Below are 16,460 nucleotides of genomic sequence, written 5' to 3'. Positions count from 1 at the left end.
ATCTCACTTCCTTGTAATCGAATTAGGATGTGAACCAATTCGAAGATCTTCATCCATCCTATTTAGTTCTTTCAAATGGTCTGCTGAAAGTTGAAAGTCAAATACATCACTATTTTCTTTTTGTCTAGACAACTTAGTAGACTTTGGAATTACGATAAAATCATTTTCCAAATGCCAACGAATGATTAATTGCGCGACAGATTTTTGATAGTTGGATGCAATCTTTATAAGTGCCGGGTCATCTAAGTATTTCGCTCGCCCTAGGGGTGACCAGGATTCAAGAGCAATATTATGTTCACGACAATAATTAACCGTCTCCCTCTGCTGCAATTTTGGATGTAATTCAATCTGATCCACCACAGGTGTTTCTATCGCGGTTTTCGAAAGCTCTTTCAAATGATGATCAAGAAAGTTACTAACGCCAATTGCTCTTACCTGTTTCTTCTGGTAAATTTCCTCCAACGCCTTCCATGTTTCAGGATAAATCTCAGGTACTGGCCAATGAATTAGATATAAGTCTAGGTAGTTCAATCCTAATTTTTCCATACTAATTTCAAATGCTTTTAGCGCATTCGTATAACCATGATCGTCGTTCCACACTTTACTGGTAACAAATATTTCATCTCGAGCTATTCCAGAATTACGAATCGCTCTACCAACTCCTTCTTCATTACCATAAAAGCTTGCTGTATCTATATGACGATACCCGATTTCCAACGCTTGAGAAACTGTATCATATACTTGTTCTTGAGGAACTTTATAAACACCTAGACCTAATCGAGGTATTGATACTCCATTTGAGAGCTGTTTAGTACTTGAAAAATCCATCTTAACCACCCTTTCTTCTGACACTTATTTTATCTGTTACCTTTATAAACTGCAAAAAAAAAACTGACTACGTTATATAGTCAGTTTTTTAACATCATCCGTGATATTCTATGCTCTCATTTACTTCATCTGACACAAGACCAGAGAGTACATGAACCCGGAGAATAAAGCCGATTAACTTGTCTTCACTATTCACTACCGCCAACGGAAATTTAGATTCCAATGTTTTAGGAATTAAATCACTGACATACTCATCTTTCGGTACTACCGTAATGTCCGTTCGCAACACATCTAATAGTTCTCGCTTTTCTTTAATACCTTTTATAGCATCGTCAATTGTAACTATACCTTTTACATGGCGCCCGCGGTCGACAACAAACACACTGGATATATTATTTTCTTCCATTTCCTTCACCGCTACATTTAAGCCATCTTTCGTGGAAACAAGCGCATTCGGTTTAATCATAACATGTTCAGCCTGAAAAACTTTCGAACGATCAATATCCTTTATAAAGTCTGATATATAATCATCAGCTGGTTGTTCTATTATTTCTTCAGGTGTACCAATTTGTACAACTTTTCCATCTTTCATTACTGCTACACGGTCTCCTAGCTTAAAAGCTTCATTTACATCATGTGTAATAAAAACAATCGTCTTCTGTAAGCGGTCCTGAATATCCAACAATTCTAATTGCATTTCCCTTCTAATAAGTGGATCTAGTGCACTAAAAGGTTCATCCATCAAGAGAATATCCGGATCATTTGCAAGTGCACGTGCTAATCCCACACGCTGTTGCATTCCACCTGACAACTGCTCTGGGTATTTTTCTTCCCACCCTTTTAATCCTACAATTTCTAGGTTTTTCCTTGCAATATTTGCTCGTTCTTCTTTACTAATTTTCCTTACTTCAAGTCCATATTCTACATTTGCCTGAACGGTTCTGTGATTAAAAAGACCAAAATGTTGGAATACCATAGCAATCTTTTCCTGACGAATCTTCTTCAATTGAGCACCACTGTATCGCGCTATATCTTTTCCATCGATAAAAATGGATCCATCTGTTGGTTTATTTAATAAATTAAAGCAACGAATTAAGGTAGATTTACCACTTCCCGACAACCCCATAATAACAAAAATCTCACCTTGATTAATTTCCATTGATGCATTGTATACGCCCACAGTATGCCCAGTTTCAGCAAGAATCTCATCCTTTTTCATACCCTTTTTAATAAGTGGGACAATTGCTTTCGGTTTTGAACCGAATATTTTGGATACATTTTCAAGCTTTATTTTACTAGTCATTCATTAATCCTCCTATGCTTCTGGAGTTTTTCCGCAAAACCACCTATAACACGGTCAATAATAATTGCTAAAAATACAATACTAATACCTGCCTCAAAACCTAGTGAAATATCGATACGATTAATTGAAACAAGTACTTGTTCCCCTAATCCTTGTGCACCTACCATAGATGCAATTACCACCATTGCAAGTGCCATCATCGTCGTTTGATTTACACCAGCCATAATTGTTGGTAATGCTTGTGGTAATTGGATTTTACTTAGCATTTGCCATTTCGATGAACCAAACGATTGTGCTGATTCGATAACTTCTTTATCCACACCACGAATGGCAAGTTCTGTTAAACGAATGACAGGAGGAACTGCATAAATTAATGTTGCAAATATCGCTGATACATTACCTAATCCAAAAAAGAATATTGCTGGGATTAAGTAAACAAAGCTTGGCATAGTCTGCATCGCGTCTAATATAGGTCGCATGATAATTGAAAACCATTTGCTAAATGCCATCCAGATTCCAAGTGGTATACCGATTCCCAATGAAATGATAACAGCGGTTAAAACTACCGCAATAGTTGTCATCATATCTTCCCATAAACCAAAAGTACCTATTAAAAAGATAAATGCTCCAAAAATTAACCCTGACCAAATTGATTTAAAATACCATCCTAACAATACTATTATTAGGATGAACGACCACCATGGCAGCCAAATTAATAACTCTTCAATTGCATTAATGATTCCGGATGAGAAAACATAAATGAAATCGAAAAACGCTTCAAACGAACTATTTAAATAGTCTACAAACTCTTCAACATAATCCCCTAGCTTCAATGTAATACCTGGAAATGTTCCCATAAGGTAGACTGTGATTAACAGTCTGCTCACCTCTCTTTATTTAAGATAGAATGGCAGCCGACCCAGAAAGCCAACTGCCAGTAATTTCAATCGGAAATCTTTTTTATTTCAGAGTTTCCTTCACCTTTTTAGCAACGTCTTCGGATACCCAACTAGTCCAAATATCTTCATGTTGCTTCATCCACCAAATTGCTGCTTCCTCAGGTGATGCTTTATTATCATCCATGTATTTCAATGCTTCTTCCGTTAAAGTAGCACTTGTTTCATAATTGCTTAAGAAATCTACGACCTCAGGTGCCTGTTCAGGCATATCTTTGTGTACTGCTACTACCACATCATTCGGTGGAAACTCTGTACCCTTTGTCTTTTCAAAAACTTCCTTATCATACTCTGGTTCTTGCAATAATGTTAGATCATATTTAGCCGTTACAGCAGTTGGTGACCAATAATAACCTACCCACGGCTCTCCTGCCTTGATTGCATCTGTTAATGAAGCAACAATTGCAGCGTCAGATCCCGGTTTAAAGTTTACAAAAGTCTCATTCAAACCATACGTTTCCATCTTTTGCGTGATTGCTTTTTCCACCGCCCAACCACTTGGCGCGTTAATTAAACGACCTTTGTCAGGTTCAGCAGGATCAGCGAATAACTTTGGATACTTTTTCAAATCTTCTACTGTTTTCAGATCTGGAGCCATAGGTTCGATTCCTCGTTCTTTGTCCCCTTCAATTACATATGTAGGAACATATAAACCTTGCACGTTATCATCAAAGTTCACAGAAACCTTCTTGATGTCACCCGCATCAATTGCCTCGTTATATACTTCTTTGATATTATCTGTCCATACTTCCATATAAACGTTTATATCGCCTTCCCTTAGCCCTTGGAAAGTTGCTGCTGTCGAACCTGGTGTTACCTCTGTTTCATAGCCATAGCCCTCTTCAATTATTTTTTGTGCAATGCTGTTATGAACACGAATACTATCCCATCCAGCGTCAGCAAAAACAATTTTTTCTAATTCCCCATCTGCTTGGGAACCGCTACATGCTGAAAGTACTAGTAATATCGCAGCTGAAAATAACATAATAACCTTTTTCATTTTACATACCCCTTTTCATCAATAATTAGTAATAAAAAATTGCCAATAACACGAATAATGGAAAAACTAAAATGAAACGTCGCCCACATTTCACGTTTCAAAATTGGTAATTGAAAAATACTTGATTGTTATAAAAGATAGTGACGATACAATCGAGGAAACAGATGGAATTTTCGGGTGGATACATTTCTCAAACAACACTATTAATCATATAGGAATAATTTTCTACATTCAAATTGCTTAGTTATTGATATATTGCGATAGGAGAGGTTGAATTGTTCAATACGATGACTTAGCTTCATATTCTTCCAACATTGCGCATATTACTCAAAAATGCGACATTTTACTCGCACAATGTTTTAATGTGCAGAAATATCCTCTATAAACTGTACCCGTCGTTTTAATTATTCAAACCTAAATTTGACCATTTTGTGACATACATAATTTATAGTTGTACTTCCATACTAACCTTGTTACGATAAAATAGTTCACTTATTAAACTATTCATCAATTGAACTATTATATAGTTGGAGGTGTCAACATGGATATTTATGTACTTATTAGTCGGTATCAAACCGCTATGAATACTATCTACCGTGGAGTCAACAGCATTTTAAAAGAAAAAATACATTCGGATATTACAACAGATCAATTTTCTACTCTACAATATATCCGAAATAATAATAACTGTACCAGCACAGAAATCGCCCATGCTTTTGGAGTTGGAAAAAGCGCAGTTACTGCACAAATAAACCGCTTATTTGATAAGGAATTAATCGAGCGAAACCGTGACCAAGCTGACAGAAGAAATGTCTATTTGGATGTTACTCCTAAAGGTTCGGAATTAGTTGAGTTTACGGAGAAAGAGGTTTACGCCGTAATTGAAGATCAGCTCTCTCATTTTGATAAGGAAGAAATTACGATGTTCATTCAATCACTTGAGAAATTAGCAAGTGTTATGGAGAAGCAATAAGGAGGAGTTCATCCATGAAGCAAATAATTCGTTTTCGCTGGCTAATTGCAATTTTGTGGGTAGTTGCAGCAGCTGCTTTATTCATATTTTCACCAAACTTACAGGAACTTGTACGTGAAAAAGGACAAATTTCAGTTCCAGAAAATTACCCATCACAAGAAGCAGGAAAACTTATTGATCAAATGTCATCTGGTAATGGGGAAAATATGACAAGTGCCGTTCTTGTGTTCCACGATGATAATGGTCTTGATAAATCGGAAAAACAAGAAGTTTCTAGGGCAATTGAACAACTTAAAGAGAATAATGAAAAACTAGGTATTTCCAATATTCTCGCATTCACTGAAGACCCTAAAATCGCTGAGCAAACAGTTTCAAAAGATGGAACGACTATATTAGTTCCGTTTGAGCTTTCGCTTGCTAATCAGGAAATTAGTGATTCAAGGGAAAAAATAATTGATGTCGTTGAAAATATTGAAGTTAACCACCATTTAACTGGTGAACAATATATACAGCTAGACATAACCAAAAATTCAGAAGAAGGCTTAAAGCGTACGGAATTTATCACAGTTGGGTTAATTTTAATTATCCTATTTATCGTCTTTAAATCCTTTGTAGCACCGTTCATCCCTTTATTAACAGTTGGAATTAGTTATCTGGCTGCACAAGGGGTTGTTTCGATTCTTGCTAACTCTGTTGGATTCCCATTATCCACGTTCACGCAAATTTTTATGGTGGCCGTTATGTTTGGAATTGGAACCGACTACTGTATTTTGTTAATTAGTAGATTTAAAGAGGAAATTGCACATCATGATTCGATTAAAGATGCCGTTGTGACTACGTACAAATCAGCTGGTAAAACCATCTTTTTTGCAGGTTTAGCGGTATTAGTAGGGTTTTCAACAATCGGTCTCTCAACTTTCTCTCTTTACCAATCAGCAGTTGCTGTTGCAGTTGGCGTCGCTGTAGTATTAATTGCTTTGGCAACATTAGTTCCTTTTTTCCTTGTTGTACTAGGTAAAAAACTGTTTTGGCCATTTGATAAAAATGTTTCACATAAGGAAAGCAAACTATGGAAATCAGCAGGATTGTTTGCATGGGCACGACCTATTCTTTCATTAGCAATCGTTGCAGCAATTACATTACCATTCTTAATTACGTATGATGGAGATAAGTCATATAATTCATTACAAGAAATCGGAGACGAATATGGATCTGTTAAGGCATTTAATTGGATTGCTGACAGCTTCGGTCCAGGTCAAACAATGCCTACCACCGTCGTATTAGAAACCGATGAACCAATAGATACTGTTGAAGAATATCAAGATATCGCAACAGTATCACAGGAAATTGCACAGTTGGAAGGTGTCGATCAAGTAAGAAGTGCTACTAGACCGGCAGGCGAAATAATTGAAGACTTCTTAATAAAAAGTCAAACTGGTCAATTAGCTGGTGGAATCGGAGACAGTGTTGAAGGAATTAAAACGATTCAAGAAGGTTTAGCAAAAGCTGCTAAGGAGCTTGAAGGTGCAACACCACAACTTGAGGAAGCACAAAATGGTGTCGATCAATTAATGGAAGGCACACAAGCAGCTAAAAATGGTATCGGTGATATTGGTGACGCACTTGCTAAAATACAAAATGGTATTCAATCTGGTGCCCAAGGTGCAGGCGAAATAAAAAATAACCTGCAAACCATTAAAGCTAATTTAGATCAGACCATCGCTAGTAACCGACAATTGTTGAACGGTTATCAGCAGCTAGCTAGTGGTTTAGAAGGATTTGGTTCATCAAGTACTGATTTGAGTCAATTGAATATGTTAATTGATACATTAGAAGGTGCGAAAGATAATATTACCAAAGCCAAAAATATTGCTGTTCAATCAAACCCTGAACTGGGTGAAGAAAACAGCAATTACATGCAGCTTTACAATGGTTCTATCCAGCAAATAAATGGAACAATTGATGGAATTAAGCAACTGCAAGCACAACTCGAAAAACTAGGTGGCGCACAAACACAGATCCAAAACAAAGTAATCGCACCACTCAACGAATTAAACGCTGGATTTAGTAAAACAATTGCAGGTCAAGAAAAGCTTTCACAAGGAATTGGTAAACTAATTGATGGAATCAGCCAATTGCAGGCAGGCTTAAATCAAGCAGCAAACGGTCAAGGCAAAGTAATCAACAACATTCCTAACCTACAAAACGGCCTAGCACAAATATATGGTGGTCAAAAAGAACTGAAATCTGCGTTTGCGGATATGCAAGATCAACTAAGCCAACTATCTAATGGATTAGGAAAAAGTGCTGACGGATTACAAAAAATATACAATGGATTGTCAGAGGTTGAACAATATCTTGGAGATTTTAATGCAGAGGGTAAAAACCCGGCTGTAGTTATTCCAGAACAGGCACTTGAAAATGAAGCATTTATGGAAGGTACAAAACCTTATATTTCAGAAGACAAGACTATTACAAAATTTGACGTCGTTTTAAAAGCAAACCCATACTCTTCTGAAGCAATCGAGATGGTTGATAAAATTGAGGATACTGTAAACGATGCAAAGGATGGCACAGTATTCGAAAACAGTGATCCAAAATTAGGTGGAATAAGTAGTACAAATAATGACCTACAAAATATCTCGAATGAAGATTATTCAAGAACAGTAACGCTAATGATTATCGGTTTATTCATTGTTCTTGTAATCATGTTACGGTCCCTGATTATTCCGATTTATTTAATAGGTTCATTAGTCTTAACCTACTTCACATCTCTTGGGGTTACAGAAGTTATTTTTGTTAACATCTTAGGATATGACGGATTATCATGGGCAATCCCGTTCTTCGGTTTTGTTATGTTGATGGCACTTGGAATTGACTATAGTATATTCTTAATGGATCGATTTAAAGAGTATCAGGAAATTTCGATCAAGGATGCATTAATCAATTCAATGAAGAACATGGGGACAGTTATTATTTCTGCAGCAGTTATCCTAGGTGGAACTTTTGGTGCTATGCTTCCATCAGGTGTATTATCACTACTACAAATTGCGACAGTTGTTTTAACAGGATTATTCCTATACGCCTTAGTAATGCTGCCATTATTTGTACCAGTAATGGTAAGGATGTTTGGTAAATTGAACTTCTGGCCGTTCAGAAGATAACTACAAAAAACCTTCCTCACAATTGTTGAGGAAGGTTTTTTTATATAACTTCTAGCAATCATTACAGCGATATCCAGAAATATTATTTACAATTTTACTATTAGTGAATTTGAAATCAGCGGACACCAGATACCTTATTCATCCAAAATCGGGTGAAATGCTTCTGTTCGCGGACACACGATTCCTTATTTGCCTAAAAACAGGTTGAAATCACTCTTTTTTATTGAATAAGGCATCCTGTGTCCTCTTACTATCTAAAAACACGCCGAAAAGTAAAAATAAGGGATCCTGTGTCCGCTACTTAGCATTTACAGACACTATCTATATCTAAGTTGCAATCTTGAATATTGTACAAATTGCAGTAACCAACTTTATGATTCCGTTATCACCATTATTTACTATTTTCTTTAATAATTTCAATAACTCGTTCTTTTGCTTTTTCACTTTGATAGGTTTCCATGTTTGTCTTCATAATTAATTCATGTTCTTTTAACTGAAGTAATTCTTTTACAAGTGAATCTTCTGTTAATGTTTCTTCTTCCATTACACGTGCATAACGTTTTTCTGCAAAAGACTTGGCATTTATGATTTGATCTCCCCTACTTGAACCTTTTGATAAAGGGATTAAAAGCATGGGAATCCGTAATGATAAAAATTCAAATATTGCATTGGACCCTGCACGGGAAAGAATAAAATCAGTCGCTGCGAAAAGATCTTTTAATTCTTCCGTTACGTATTCGAACTGAATGTAGCCTTGGCGGTTATATTCGGATTCTGTCTTACCAATTCCACATATGTGGATAATTTGAAATTCCGGTAATAATTTATCTAGACTAGCTCTTACACTACCGTTAATTTTCTCCGAACCCCCACTTCCACCCATGATAAGTAGAACGGGTTTATTTTTTGTAAATCCGCACATTGCTAATCCTTTTTGTTTGCTACCTTGAAAAAGTTCATCACGTACGACAGCACCCACATATTCAGCCTTTTCCTTAGGCAAATAATCCATCGTTTCAGGGAATGTTGCCAAAACCTTCTTTGCAAAAGGAATCGCAATTTTATTGGCAAGCCCAGGAGTAAAGTCAGATTCATGAATAACAGCCGGAACCCGGCGAAGCTTTGATGCTAACATAACTGGAACGGAAACAAATCCACCTTTTGAAAAAACAATAGATGGTTTTGTTTTTCCAATTACTCGCCAAGCCTGCAATGTTCCTTTTAAAACTTTGAAAGGATCCTTAAGGTTTTCTTTAGACATATATCGGCGAAGTTTTCCTGTGGAGATCGGATGATACGTTACTCCGTCTAATTCCTCAATCAACTTGCGTTCAATTCCATCTTTTGATCCAATATAATTTATTTCCCATCCTTCTCTCTGAAAGATTGGAATAACTGCCAAATTTACTATGACGTGTCCCGCTGTGCCGCCACCTGTAAACAGAATACTCTTTTTATTCATTACTTGAACGTCCCTTCTTTCGCACTACGAAATAAAACGGTATAATTGCTCTTAATACTTCTCTATACTAGTAGAAATTGATAAAAAAAGGAAGAGCTTTATGTATGAAACAACAACGATAAAGGAAAAGCTAAAGCTTTTTACCATTATTTTAATTCCTATTCTCATCACTCAGGTAAGTATGTATCTAATGAACTTTTTTGATACAGTGATGTCAGGTCAAGCTGGAGCGAATGATTTAGCTGGCGTTGCGATAGGTTCAAGTCTCTGGGTACCGATCTTTACTGGAATTAACGGCGTTTTACTTGCGGTTACACCAATTATTGCCCATTTAGTTGGTGCGCATGCAAACGATAAATTAGCAAGTAAAGTCCAGCAAGCAGTATATTTATCTATCGTACTTGCAATTATTGTTGTGATTGTCGGTGCTTTTTTGTTAGAACCAATTTTAGGTACGATGGATTTGGAACCAGAGGTAAGAAGAATTGCTAAACTATATATTATTTGGTTAGTTACAGGAATTGTACCATTGTTTATTTTTAATACATTACGGTGTTTTATTGATGCACTAGGTCAAACAAGAATTTCGATGATTATTATTTTAATCTCCTTACCTATCAATATATTCTTTAACTGGGTATTTATTTTCGGTAAATTTGGTGTACCAGCCTATGGTGGTATCGGTGCTGGTATTGCAACTGCAATAACCTATTGGGTAGTCTGTATTATAGCGTTCGGAATTCTTTATAAAATCCATCCGTTCCGTCAGTACAATCTATTTTCTAATTGGGTTAAGCCATCCCTAGTTGATTGGTGGGAACAGTTGAAAATTGGTATTCCGATTGGTTTTTCCATTTTTTTCGAAACAAGTATTTTCTCAGCGGTAACCTTGCTAATGAGCATATATAGTACGTATACAATTGCAGCACACCAGGCAGCGATTAATTTCGCCTCCTTATTGTACATGATCCCTTTAAGTGTAGGTATGGCCTTAACGATTGCGATTGGATTTGAAATTGGTGGGAAACGAATGCATGAAGCAAAAACATATGGTCTTATCGGGATGAGTAGCGGATTATTTATCGCGTTATTTGCAGGATTCGTACTTTATGTTTTTAATGATTTTGTAGCAAACCTTTACTCAGACAATACGGAAGTAGTTGAACTTACCAAGCAATTCATCTACTACGCAATCTTTTTCCAACTAGCAGATGCTTTTGCTGCACCAATTCAAGGTGCATTACGTGGATACAAAGATGTAAATGTAACACTAATTACTTCTTTTGTATCTTACTGGGTAATTGGTTTACCAAGTGGATGGCTCCTTGCAACATACACCCCGCTTGAACCGTTTGGTTATTGGGTAGGAATAATTATTGGATTAACCTGTGGTGCTGTAGCATTACTATGGAGATTGCTTTATTTACAGAAAAAATTCCAAAGAAAACAACGGGCTTAACGTGAAAGCCCGTTGTTTTTTAATGAATTATAATCCTAAAATCGCTTTCGTTTCGAGGTATTCCTCAATACCATAATCTCCCCATTCACGTCCGATACCAGACTGTTTATAGCCTCCGAACGGTGCTGTGAAATCAGGCGCAGCGTTGTTAACCATAATCCGTCCAGCTTGGATGCTATGAGCTACTTTGCTAAGTGTTTCATGATCATTACCAATTACGTAACCTGCCAATCCGTAAACTGTATCGTTTGCAATTTCAATTGCCTCGTCAACAGTTTCATAAGAAATGATTGACATTACTGGTCCAAAAATTTCTTCTTGCGCAATAACCATACTATTTTTCACGTCTGTAAATATAGTCGGACGAGCATAGTATCCTTTCTCAATGCCTTCAGGTTTACCAGTTCCGCCCGCAATTAAGTTCGCTCCTTCATCAATACCTTTTTCAATGTAGGATTGTACGCGATCCCACTGTTTTTTCGAAATTAGCGGCCCAACAAATGATTTTTCACGTGGGTCACCAACAGGGAATTTTGAAAGTACGTTTAAAACTGCTTCTTCAAACTCTTTTTTAATAGAAACAGGAACAATAATACGTGTTGCTGCAGTACACACTTGACCTGTATTCATTGCAATATGATTAACAGCTGCTTTTGCTGCTTTTTCAATATCTGCATCCTCTAATACAATAAGTGGAGATTTACCACCCAGTTCAAGTGCAACATTCTTAATTGTCTCCGAAGCATTCGTCATGATTTTTTGTCCAGTTCCTACCGAACCAGTAAAGGAAACAAAGTCAATATCTGGATGTGAGCTAATGCCATCTCCTATTACATCACCTGTACCGTTTACAAGGTTGAATACTCCTTTTGGCACACCAACTTCATCAAAAATTTCCGCCAAAATAATAGCAGCATATGGTGTTTCTTCAGATGGTTTCAATACAACTGGACTTCCCGCTGCAAAAGCACTCGCAATTTTTGTTGTAGTTTGGTTCATTGGAAAATTCCATGGAGTAATAAGCCCACTAACCCCAACAGTCTCTTTTGCAACCTTATGTCCACCACGGTCTTCTATAAACGAAAAATCAGTAAGCGCTTTCGCGGCTTCGGAAAAATGTTGATATCCCATGTTGTAGTGAACTTTCTCAGAAATCTTAACTGGTGAACCAAGCTCGTTTGTAATCGTTTCGACAATGTCGTCTTTTCGCTTTTCATATTCAGCAGCAATTTTTTCTAGCATTTCAATTCGTTCTTCTTTTGTTGTTTTTGAAAAAGTAGGAAATGCTGCTTTAGCTGCCGCAACAGCTTTATCCAAGTCTTCTCTTGTACCGAGACTAATTTTACCAATTACTTCTTCTGTCGCTGGGTTGATAACATCCATTGTTTCAGTTCCAGTTGATTCTACCCATTCCCCGTTAATGTAATGCTTCAATTCGTTACGCATGTAGAATGTCTCCTTTATTTAAAATATTCTATATTTACTATATCTTACTACTATTTTTTTGTCCATAAAGTATGTTTCCTTTATCGCTTTAAGTAAAACATGTAAAACTTATTCTACTAATTCTTTTAAAATGGTTAAGATTTCTTTTAGTTCCGCATTTTTTCCTGATTGATCAAGCGTAAACCATGATATTCCAGGTATTAACAAAACAAAACATATGACTACTATCCCAATCGTCCATGCTGGAAAAGATGCAAAGTCCTTTATCATCACACCTAAAACTAATGAAATTACCGCAGTGAAAACACCTATTATAAAAGGTGAAGGAGAATGTATATTGTTTATATCATCTAAATACGCAATGACAGCATTGACTTTAACACTTAGCAGCTTTTGCTCCTTACTAGAAAGCTTACGCAAACATTTATCTAAAATTGGTAGGTTACGATAGAATGATAAGCTATATTTTTTATTTTTAGAGTTTGTGCCCGTTAAATAGTTCTGTAGCATAGTTAGAAACTCTTCAATTTCGGATTCCTTTACTATCCGATACATTTCCTTACTTATCTCACTAGTATGCATGATAGACAACCCCATAATAGAATGTTCTTAGTCTATTCTATTAGAGTTGAAATAAGATAATACCATTCTATTTATAACTACGAAAATTTACCTATTAGAAATGCGCAAGCGCCCGATTAGAAGCAGACGCATAAGCAAGGGACCTTAGAACGCATGGGTTTAGCGTTCTATGTGTCCATTGCTTATGACGGCAGCTTCTGGGCGCTGGAGCTAGACAGCTTTTCGTTTCTACTCTTCTATTAAAATAGAGCGGAATTCCGCCCTACTTCCATACCTATTCTTCTAGATTAACTACAATCAATCGTTCTTCGGTCATCTCTTCAATAGAATACCTTGGCCCTTCTTTTCCCCAGCCACTATCCTTTACACCACCGTACGGCATTAAGTCCACACGGTATTGCGAAGAATCATTGATCATCATGCCTCCGACTTCAACTCGTTTTGCTACGTAAAACGCCGTATCAAGACTTTTCGTAAAAATTCCGCCTTGTAAACCATATGGTGACTCATTCACATCTTCAATACACGTATCAATGTTCGAATACGGTATTGTACAAAGCACTGGTGCAAAAATCTCATCACAGACTACACGCATGTCTTTTTTGACATCAGTCACGACCGTTGGATAGTATAGTGCTCCCTCTCTTTTCCCGCCTGTAATTACTTTCGCTCCGTTTTCTACTGCTTCATTTACCCAAGATTCTGCACGTTTCGCTTCATCTTCTGAAATCATTGGTCCAACATCGGTTGCACTGTCATTTGGATCACCGATATTTAATTTTTTCATAGCTGTAAGAAGCTTTTGTTGAAAGTTTTCTTGGATCGATTCATGCACATAAACGCGCTGGACGGAAATACACACTTGTCCTGCAAAGGCAAAGCTTTTTTGCGCGACATTTGCTGCAGCTTTCTCGATATCGGCTTCTTTGTCCACAATAACAGGCGAGTTATTTCCTAATTCCAGAATTAATTTGTTTAACCCCGTATTTTGCTTTAATTTCAAACCAACTTCTGCACTTCCGGTGAAGGTATAAACGGATATACGTTTATCTTGTTGCATTTGTTTTCCTATCACAGATCCAGAACCAACCACTACATTCAATAGTCCTGCTGGTAATCCTGCTTCTTCAAAAAGACGAGCTAATCTAAGTGCAGTTGTCGGTGTAGCACTGGCTGGTTTTAATACTACTGCATTACCCGCTGCAAGCGCTGGACCTATTTTATGTGCCACAAGATTCAATGGAAAATTAAACGGGCTAATTGCCCCGACTACTCCAACTGGCACACGAATAGTAAACGCCATTCGGTTTTCGGAACCTGGAGCTGCTTCAACAGGCACACCATGACCACTGATTCGTTTCGCCTCTTCAGCAGACAGTTCAAATGTTTGTGTTGCACGATCGACTTCAGTTTTTGCTTGTTTTAATGGTTTTCCAGCTTCCATCACAATTGATTTCGCAAATTCGTCTTTGTTCTCCTGAAGTAATTCGGAAACGCGCTTTAAAATCTTATATCGATCATAAGCACCTAATTGATCCGATTTATACGCGTTTTCAGCACTTTCAATTGCCTGGTCTACTTCATTTTCACCAGCTTTTGAAACTTTTGCGTATGATTGTTGTGTATATTTATTTAATACGTCTACTTTTTCATCCGTAGAAACCCACTTACCATCTATAAAAAGATCAAATTGCTCACTCACACTATCGCTCTCCTTCAAGTTAGTCTAATATGTATGTATCCCGAAGGCATGATAATTAAACTTAAAAGGCGGTGTTTGACACTTTAAAAAAGTGTCAAACACCGCCTTCTCTTTAATATAAGAACAATCCAACTATAGTTGCAGAGAGTATTGATGCTAGTGTTGCACCAATTAACAACTTCATACCAAATCCTGAAACTTGAATTGCTTTCTTGTTATCAATTGCTTGTACTGTACCCGCAATAATACCTATGGAAGAAAAGTTTGCGAAGCTTGTTAGGAATACCGTTACGATTCCAATTGTTTCTTTCGACATGCTACCTAGGACTTTTTGAAATTCAAGCATGGCAACAAATTCATTTGTAACAATTTTCGTACCCATAATTCCACCTGCGCGAATCACCTCGTCTGGAGCAATTCCCATTAACAATCCAATTGGTGCCAATACATAACCTAGTATCTCTTGTAAAGTAAATCCAGTAAATGATATTGCCCAATTGACAAGCTCTAATGAGGCAATAAATGCAACAAGCATTGCTGCTACAATCAAGGCAATTTTACCACCATCTAGTGCACCATTTCCCATTGCTTCAAAAATGCTTTTATCATTGGAAACATCTCTAATGTCCACATGATCTTCCTCTTTAGGAACCTTTACCGGTGCAATGATAGAAGCGACCATCAAGGCACTGAACATGTTTAATGGCAGTGCTATTAAAATATACTGTTCAGGTAAAATTTGCAAATACGCTCCCACAATGGATGCAGATACTGATCCCATTGCAGATGCACTTACGATATAAAGTCGATTTTTATCCAAATGATGAAACTGGGATTTGATCGCCAATAATGCCTCTGATTGACCGAAAAAGATACTATTTACAGCATTGAAGGACTCAACTTTTGGCAATCCCGTTAATTTCGAAATAAAGCTACCAACGTATTTAATGATTGTCGGAAGAATTTTCAAATACGTTAGTACGGATAAGATTGTAGCGAAGAAAATAATAAGAAGTAATACATTAAAGAAGAACACACTTCCGCCCTCTTCTACCGCCACTCCTCCTAGGATAAAGTTGACACCCGTATTACCAAACTCAATTAACTTATTAAAAACCGCAGAAATACCATTAATAATGGCTTGTCCGATACTCGTATTGAACATAAATGCCGTTATCAGTAGCTGGGCTGCCAGCATGATTACAATAGCTAGATAATTAATGTTTTTTCTATCATTCGACATTAAAAATGCTATTCCAAGTACCACAACGATTGCTAAAACACCAAGGAAAATATCTAAGAGTAAACCCAAGGATGTAGCCTCCCTTTATTCAATAATCTATTATTGTAAATGCTTACAATTTGTTTTGCCATTAGTGATTGTAACAGGTTGTCAGACGTCATGCAAGTTAAAGTGTTTTCCAATTTTTCACGTTACTTAGTAGTACCCTTTTTAGAAAGTTTTAATTACGCAAAAAAGACTTCAACAATTTATGATTGCTGAAGTCTTTTTAATGATGCTTAGAAACCTTTATGAACATGGTACATTTCGAGCGCAAAATAGCTTGCACGTTTATGCAACTTT

At 36.8% G+C, this 16,460-nt stretch carries 12 protein-coding genes; 3 read left to right on the top strand and 9 right to left on the bottom strand.

The annotated features are described in order from the left end of the window. Positions 1-3: 3 nt before the first annotated feature. The 4 genes from ACY9Z2_RS16150 to ACY9Z2_RS16135 all read right to left on the bottom strand — a co-directional run bounded on the left by ACY9Z2_RS16150 (position 4) and on the right by ACY9Z2_RS16135 (position 4,087). Positions 4-828, bottom strand: a complete 825-nt coding sequence (locus ACY9Z2_RS16150) for an aldo/keto reductase (RefSeq protein ID WP_463610696.1) — start codon at positions 826-828, stop codon at positions 4-6. Between the two features lie 94 nt (positions 829-922). Next, positions 923-2,131 (bottom strand): quaternary amine ABC transporter ATP-binding protein, encoded by a 1,209-nt coding sequence (locus ACY9Z2_RS16145; RefSeq protein WP_463610695.1) that lies wholly within the window; start codon positions 2,129-2,131, stop codon positions 923-925. Next, positions 2,128-2,988 (bottom strand): ABC transporter permease, encoded by an 861-nt coding sequence (locus tag ACY9Z2_RS16140; protein ID WP_463610694.1) that lies wholly within the window; start codon positions 2,986-2,988, stop codon positions 2,128-2,130. The genes ACY9Z2_RS16145 and ACY9Z2_RS16140 overlap by 4 nt, the downstream gene beginning before the upstream one ends. Positions 2,989-3,091: 103 nt before the next feature. Continuing rightward, positions 3,092-4,087: an ABC transporter substrate-binding protein gene (locus tag ACY9Z2_RS16135; protein ID WP_463610693.1), complete on the bottom strand. Its 996-nt coding sequence runs from the start codon at positions 4,085-4,087 to the stop codon at positions 3,092-3,094. Between the two features lie 541 nt (positions 4,088-4,628). On the opposite strand from ACY9Z2_RS16135, the gene ACY9Z2_RS16130 reads away from it, so the two are divergent. Together ACY9Z2_RS16130 and ACY9Z2_RS16125 are read left to right on the top strand one after the other, a co-directional pair. Then, positions 4,629-5,060, top strand: coding sequence for a MarR family winged helix-turn-helix transcriptional regulator (locus ACY9Z2_RS16130; RefSeq protein ID WP_463610692.1), 432 nt, complete (start codon positions 4,629-4,631; stop codon positions 5,058-5,060). 14 nt (positions 5,061-5,074) lie between these two features. After that, positions 5,075-8,224, top strand: a complete 3,150-nt coding sequence (locus ACY9Z2_RS16125; protein ID WP_463610691.1) for an MMPL family transporter — start codon at positions 5,075-5,077, stop codon at positions 8,222-8,224. Between the two features lie 391 nt (positions 8,225-8,615). On the opposite strand, the gene murG is transcribed toward ACY9Z2_RS16125, so the two are convergent. Then, positions 8,616-9,686, bottom strand: coding sequence for an undecaprenyldiphospho-muramoylpentapeptide beta-N-acetylglucosaminyltransferase (gene murG / locus ACY9Z2_RS16120; protein ID WP_463610690.1), 1,071 nt, complete (start codon positions 9,684-9,686; stop codon positions 8,616-8,618). A 100-nt stretch (positions 9,687-9,786) separates the two neighbouring features. On the opposite strand from murG, the gene ACY9Z2_RS16115 reads away from it, so the two are divergent. Next, positions 9,787-11,145: an MATE family efflux transporter gene (locus ACY9Z2_RS16115; protein ID WP_463610689.1), complete on the top strand. Its 1,359-nt coding sequence runs from the start codon at positions 9,787-9,789 to the stop codon at positions 11,143-11,145. Between the two features lie 27 nt (positions 11,146-11,172). Here ACY9Z2_RS16115 and ACY9Z2_RS16110 read toward each other — a convergent pair whose 3' ends face one another. The 4 genes from ACY9Z2_RS16110 to ACY9Z2_RS16095 all read right to left on the bottom strand — a co-directional run bounded on the left by ACY9Z2_RS16110 (position 11,173) and on the right by ACY9Z2_RS16095 (position 16,187). Then, the gene (locus tag ACY9Z2_RS16110) at positions 11,173-12,591 is read right to left on the bottom strand and encodes an aldehyde dehydrogenase family protein (protein WP_463610688.1); all 1,419 of its coding nucleotides are present in this window, start codon (positions 12,589-12,591) and stop codon (positions 11,173-11,175) included. A gap of 108 nt (positions 12,592-12,699) precedes the next feature. Continuing rightward, the gene (locus ACY9Z2_RS16105) at positions 12,700-13,173 is read right to left on the bottom strand and encodes a hypothetical protein (RefSeq protein ID WP_463610687.1); all 474 of its coding nucleotides are present in this window, start codon (positions 13,171-13,173) and stop codon (positions 12,700-12,702) included. A gap of 274 nt (positions 13,174-13,447) precedes the next feature. Next, a complete protein-coding gene (locus ACY9Z2_RS16100; RefSeq protein ID WP_463610686.1) occupies positions 13,448-14,875 on the bottom strand; it encodes an aldehyde dehydrogenase family protein in 1,428 nt (475 codons plus the stop codon). Between the two features lie 112 nt (positions 14,876-14,987). Next, positions 14,988-16,187 carry a NupC/NupG family nucleoside CNT transporter gene (locus ACY9Z2_RS16095; RefSeq protein ID WP_463610685.1) on the bottom strand — a complete coding sequence of 400 codons (1,200 nt, stop codon included), beginning with the start codon at positions 16,185-16,187 and terminating at the stop codon, positions 14,988-14,990. Positions 16,188-16,460 lie beyond the last annotated feature (273 nt).

The sequence above is a fragment of the Virgibacillus sp. GM2-2 genome (genome assembly GCF_055329585.1).
The sequence above is the reverse complement of the archived record's forward strand: the minus strand, read 5'-3'. Positions and strand labels throughout refer to the sequence as shown.

Bases quoted from the DNA above. Each gene is read 5' to 3' on its own strand.
- ACY9Z2_RS16150 (WP_463610696.1), bottom strand. From the start codon at position 828: ATGGATTTTTCAAGTACTAAACAGCTCTCAAATGGAGTATCAATACCT.
- ACY9Z2_RS16145 (WP_463610695.1), bottom strand. From the start codon at position 2,131: ATGACTAGTAAAATAAAGCTTGAAAATGTATCCAAAATATTCGGTTCA.
- ACY9Z2_RS16140 (WP_463610694.1), bottom strand. From the start codon at position 2,988: ATGGGAACATTTCCAGGTATTACATTGAAGCTAGGGGATTATGTTGAA.
- ACY9Z2_RS16135 (WP_463610693.1), bottom strand. From the start codon at position 4,087: ATGAAAAAGGTTATTATGTTATTTTCAGCTGCGATATTACTAGTACTT.
- ACY9Z2_RS16130 (WP_463610692.1), top strand. From the start codon at position 4,629: ATGGATATTTATGTACTTATTAGTCGGTATCAAACCGCTATGAATACT.
- ACY9Z2_RS16125 (WP_463610691.1), top strand. From the start codon at position 5,075: ATGAAGCAAATAATTCGTTTTCGCTGGCTAATTGCAATTTTGTGGGTA.
- murG (WP_463610690.1), bottom strand. From the start codon at position 9,686: ATGAATAAAAAGAGTATTCTGTTTACAGGTGGCGGCACAGCGGGACAC.
- ACY9Z2_RS16115 (WP_463610689.1), top strand. From the start codon at position 9,787: ATGTATGAAACAACAACGATAAAGGAAAAGCTAAAGCTTTTTACCATT.
- ACY9Z2_RS16110 (WP_463610688.1), bottom strand. From the start codon at position 12,591: ATGCGTAACGAATTGAAGCATTACATTAACGGGGAATGGGTAGAATCA.
- ACY9Z2_RS16105 (WP_463610687.1), bottom strand. From the start codon at position 13,173: ATGCATACTAGTGAGATAAGTAAGGAAATGTATCGGATAGTAAAGGAA.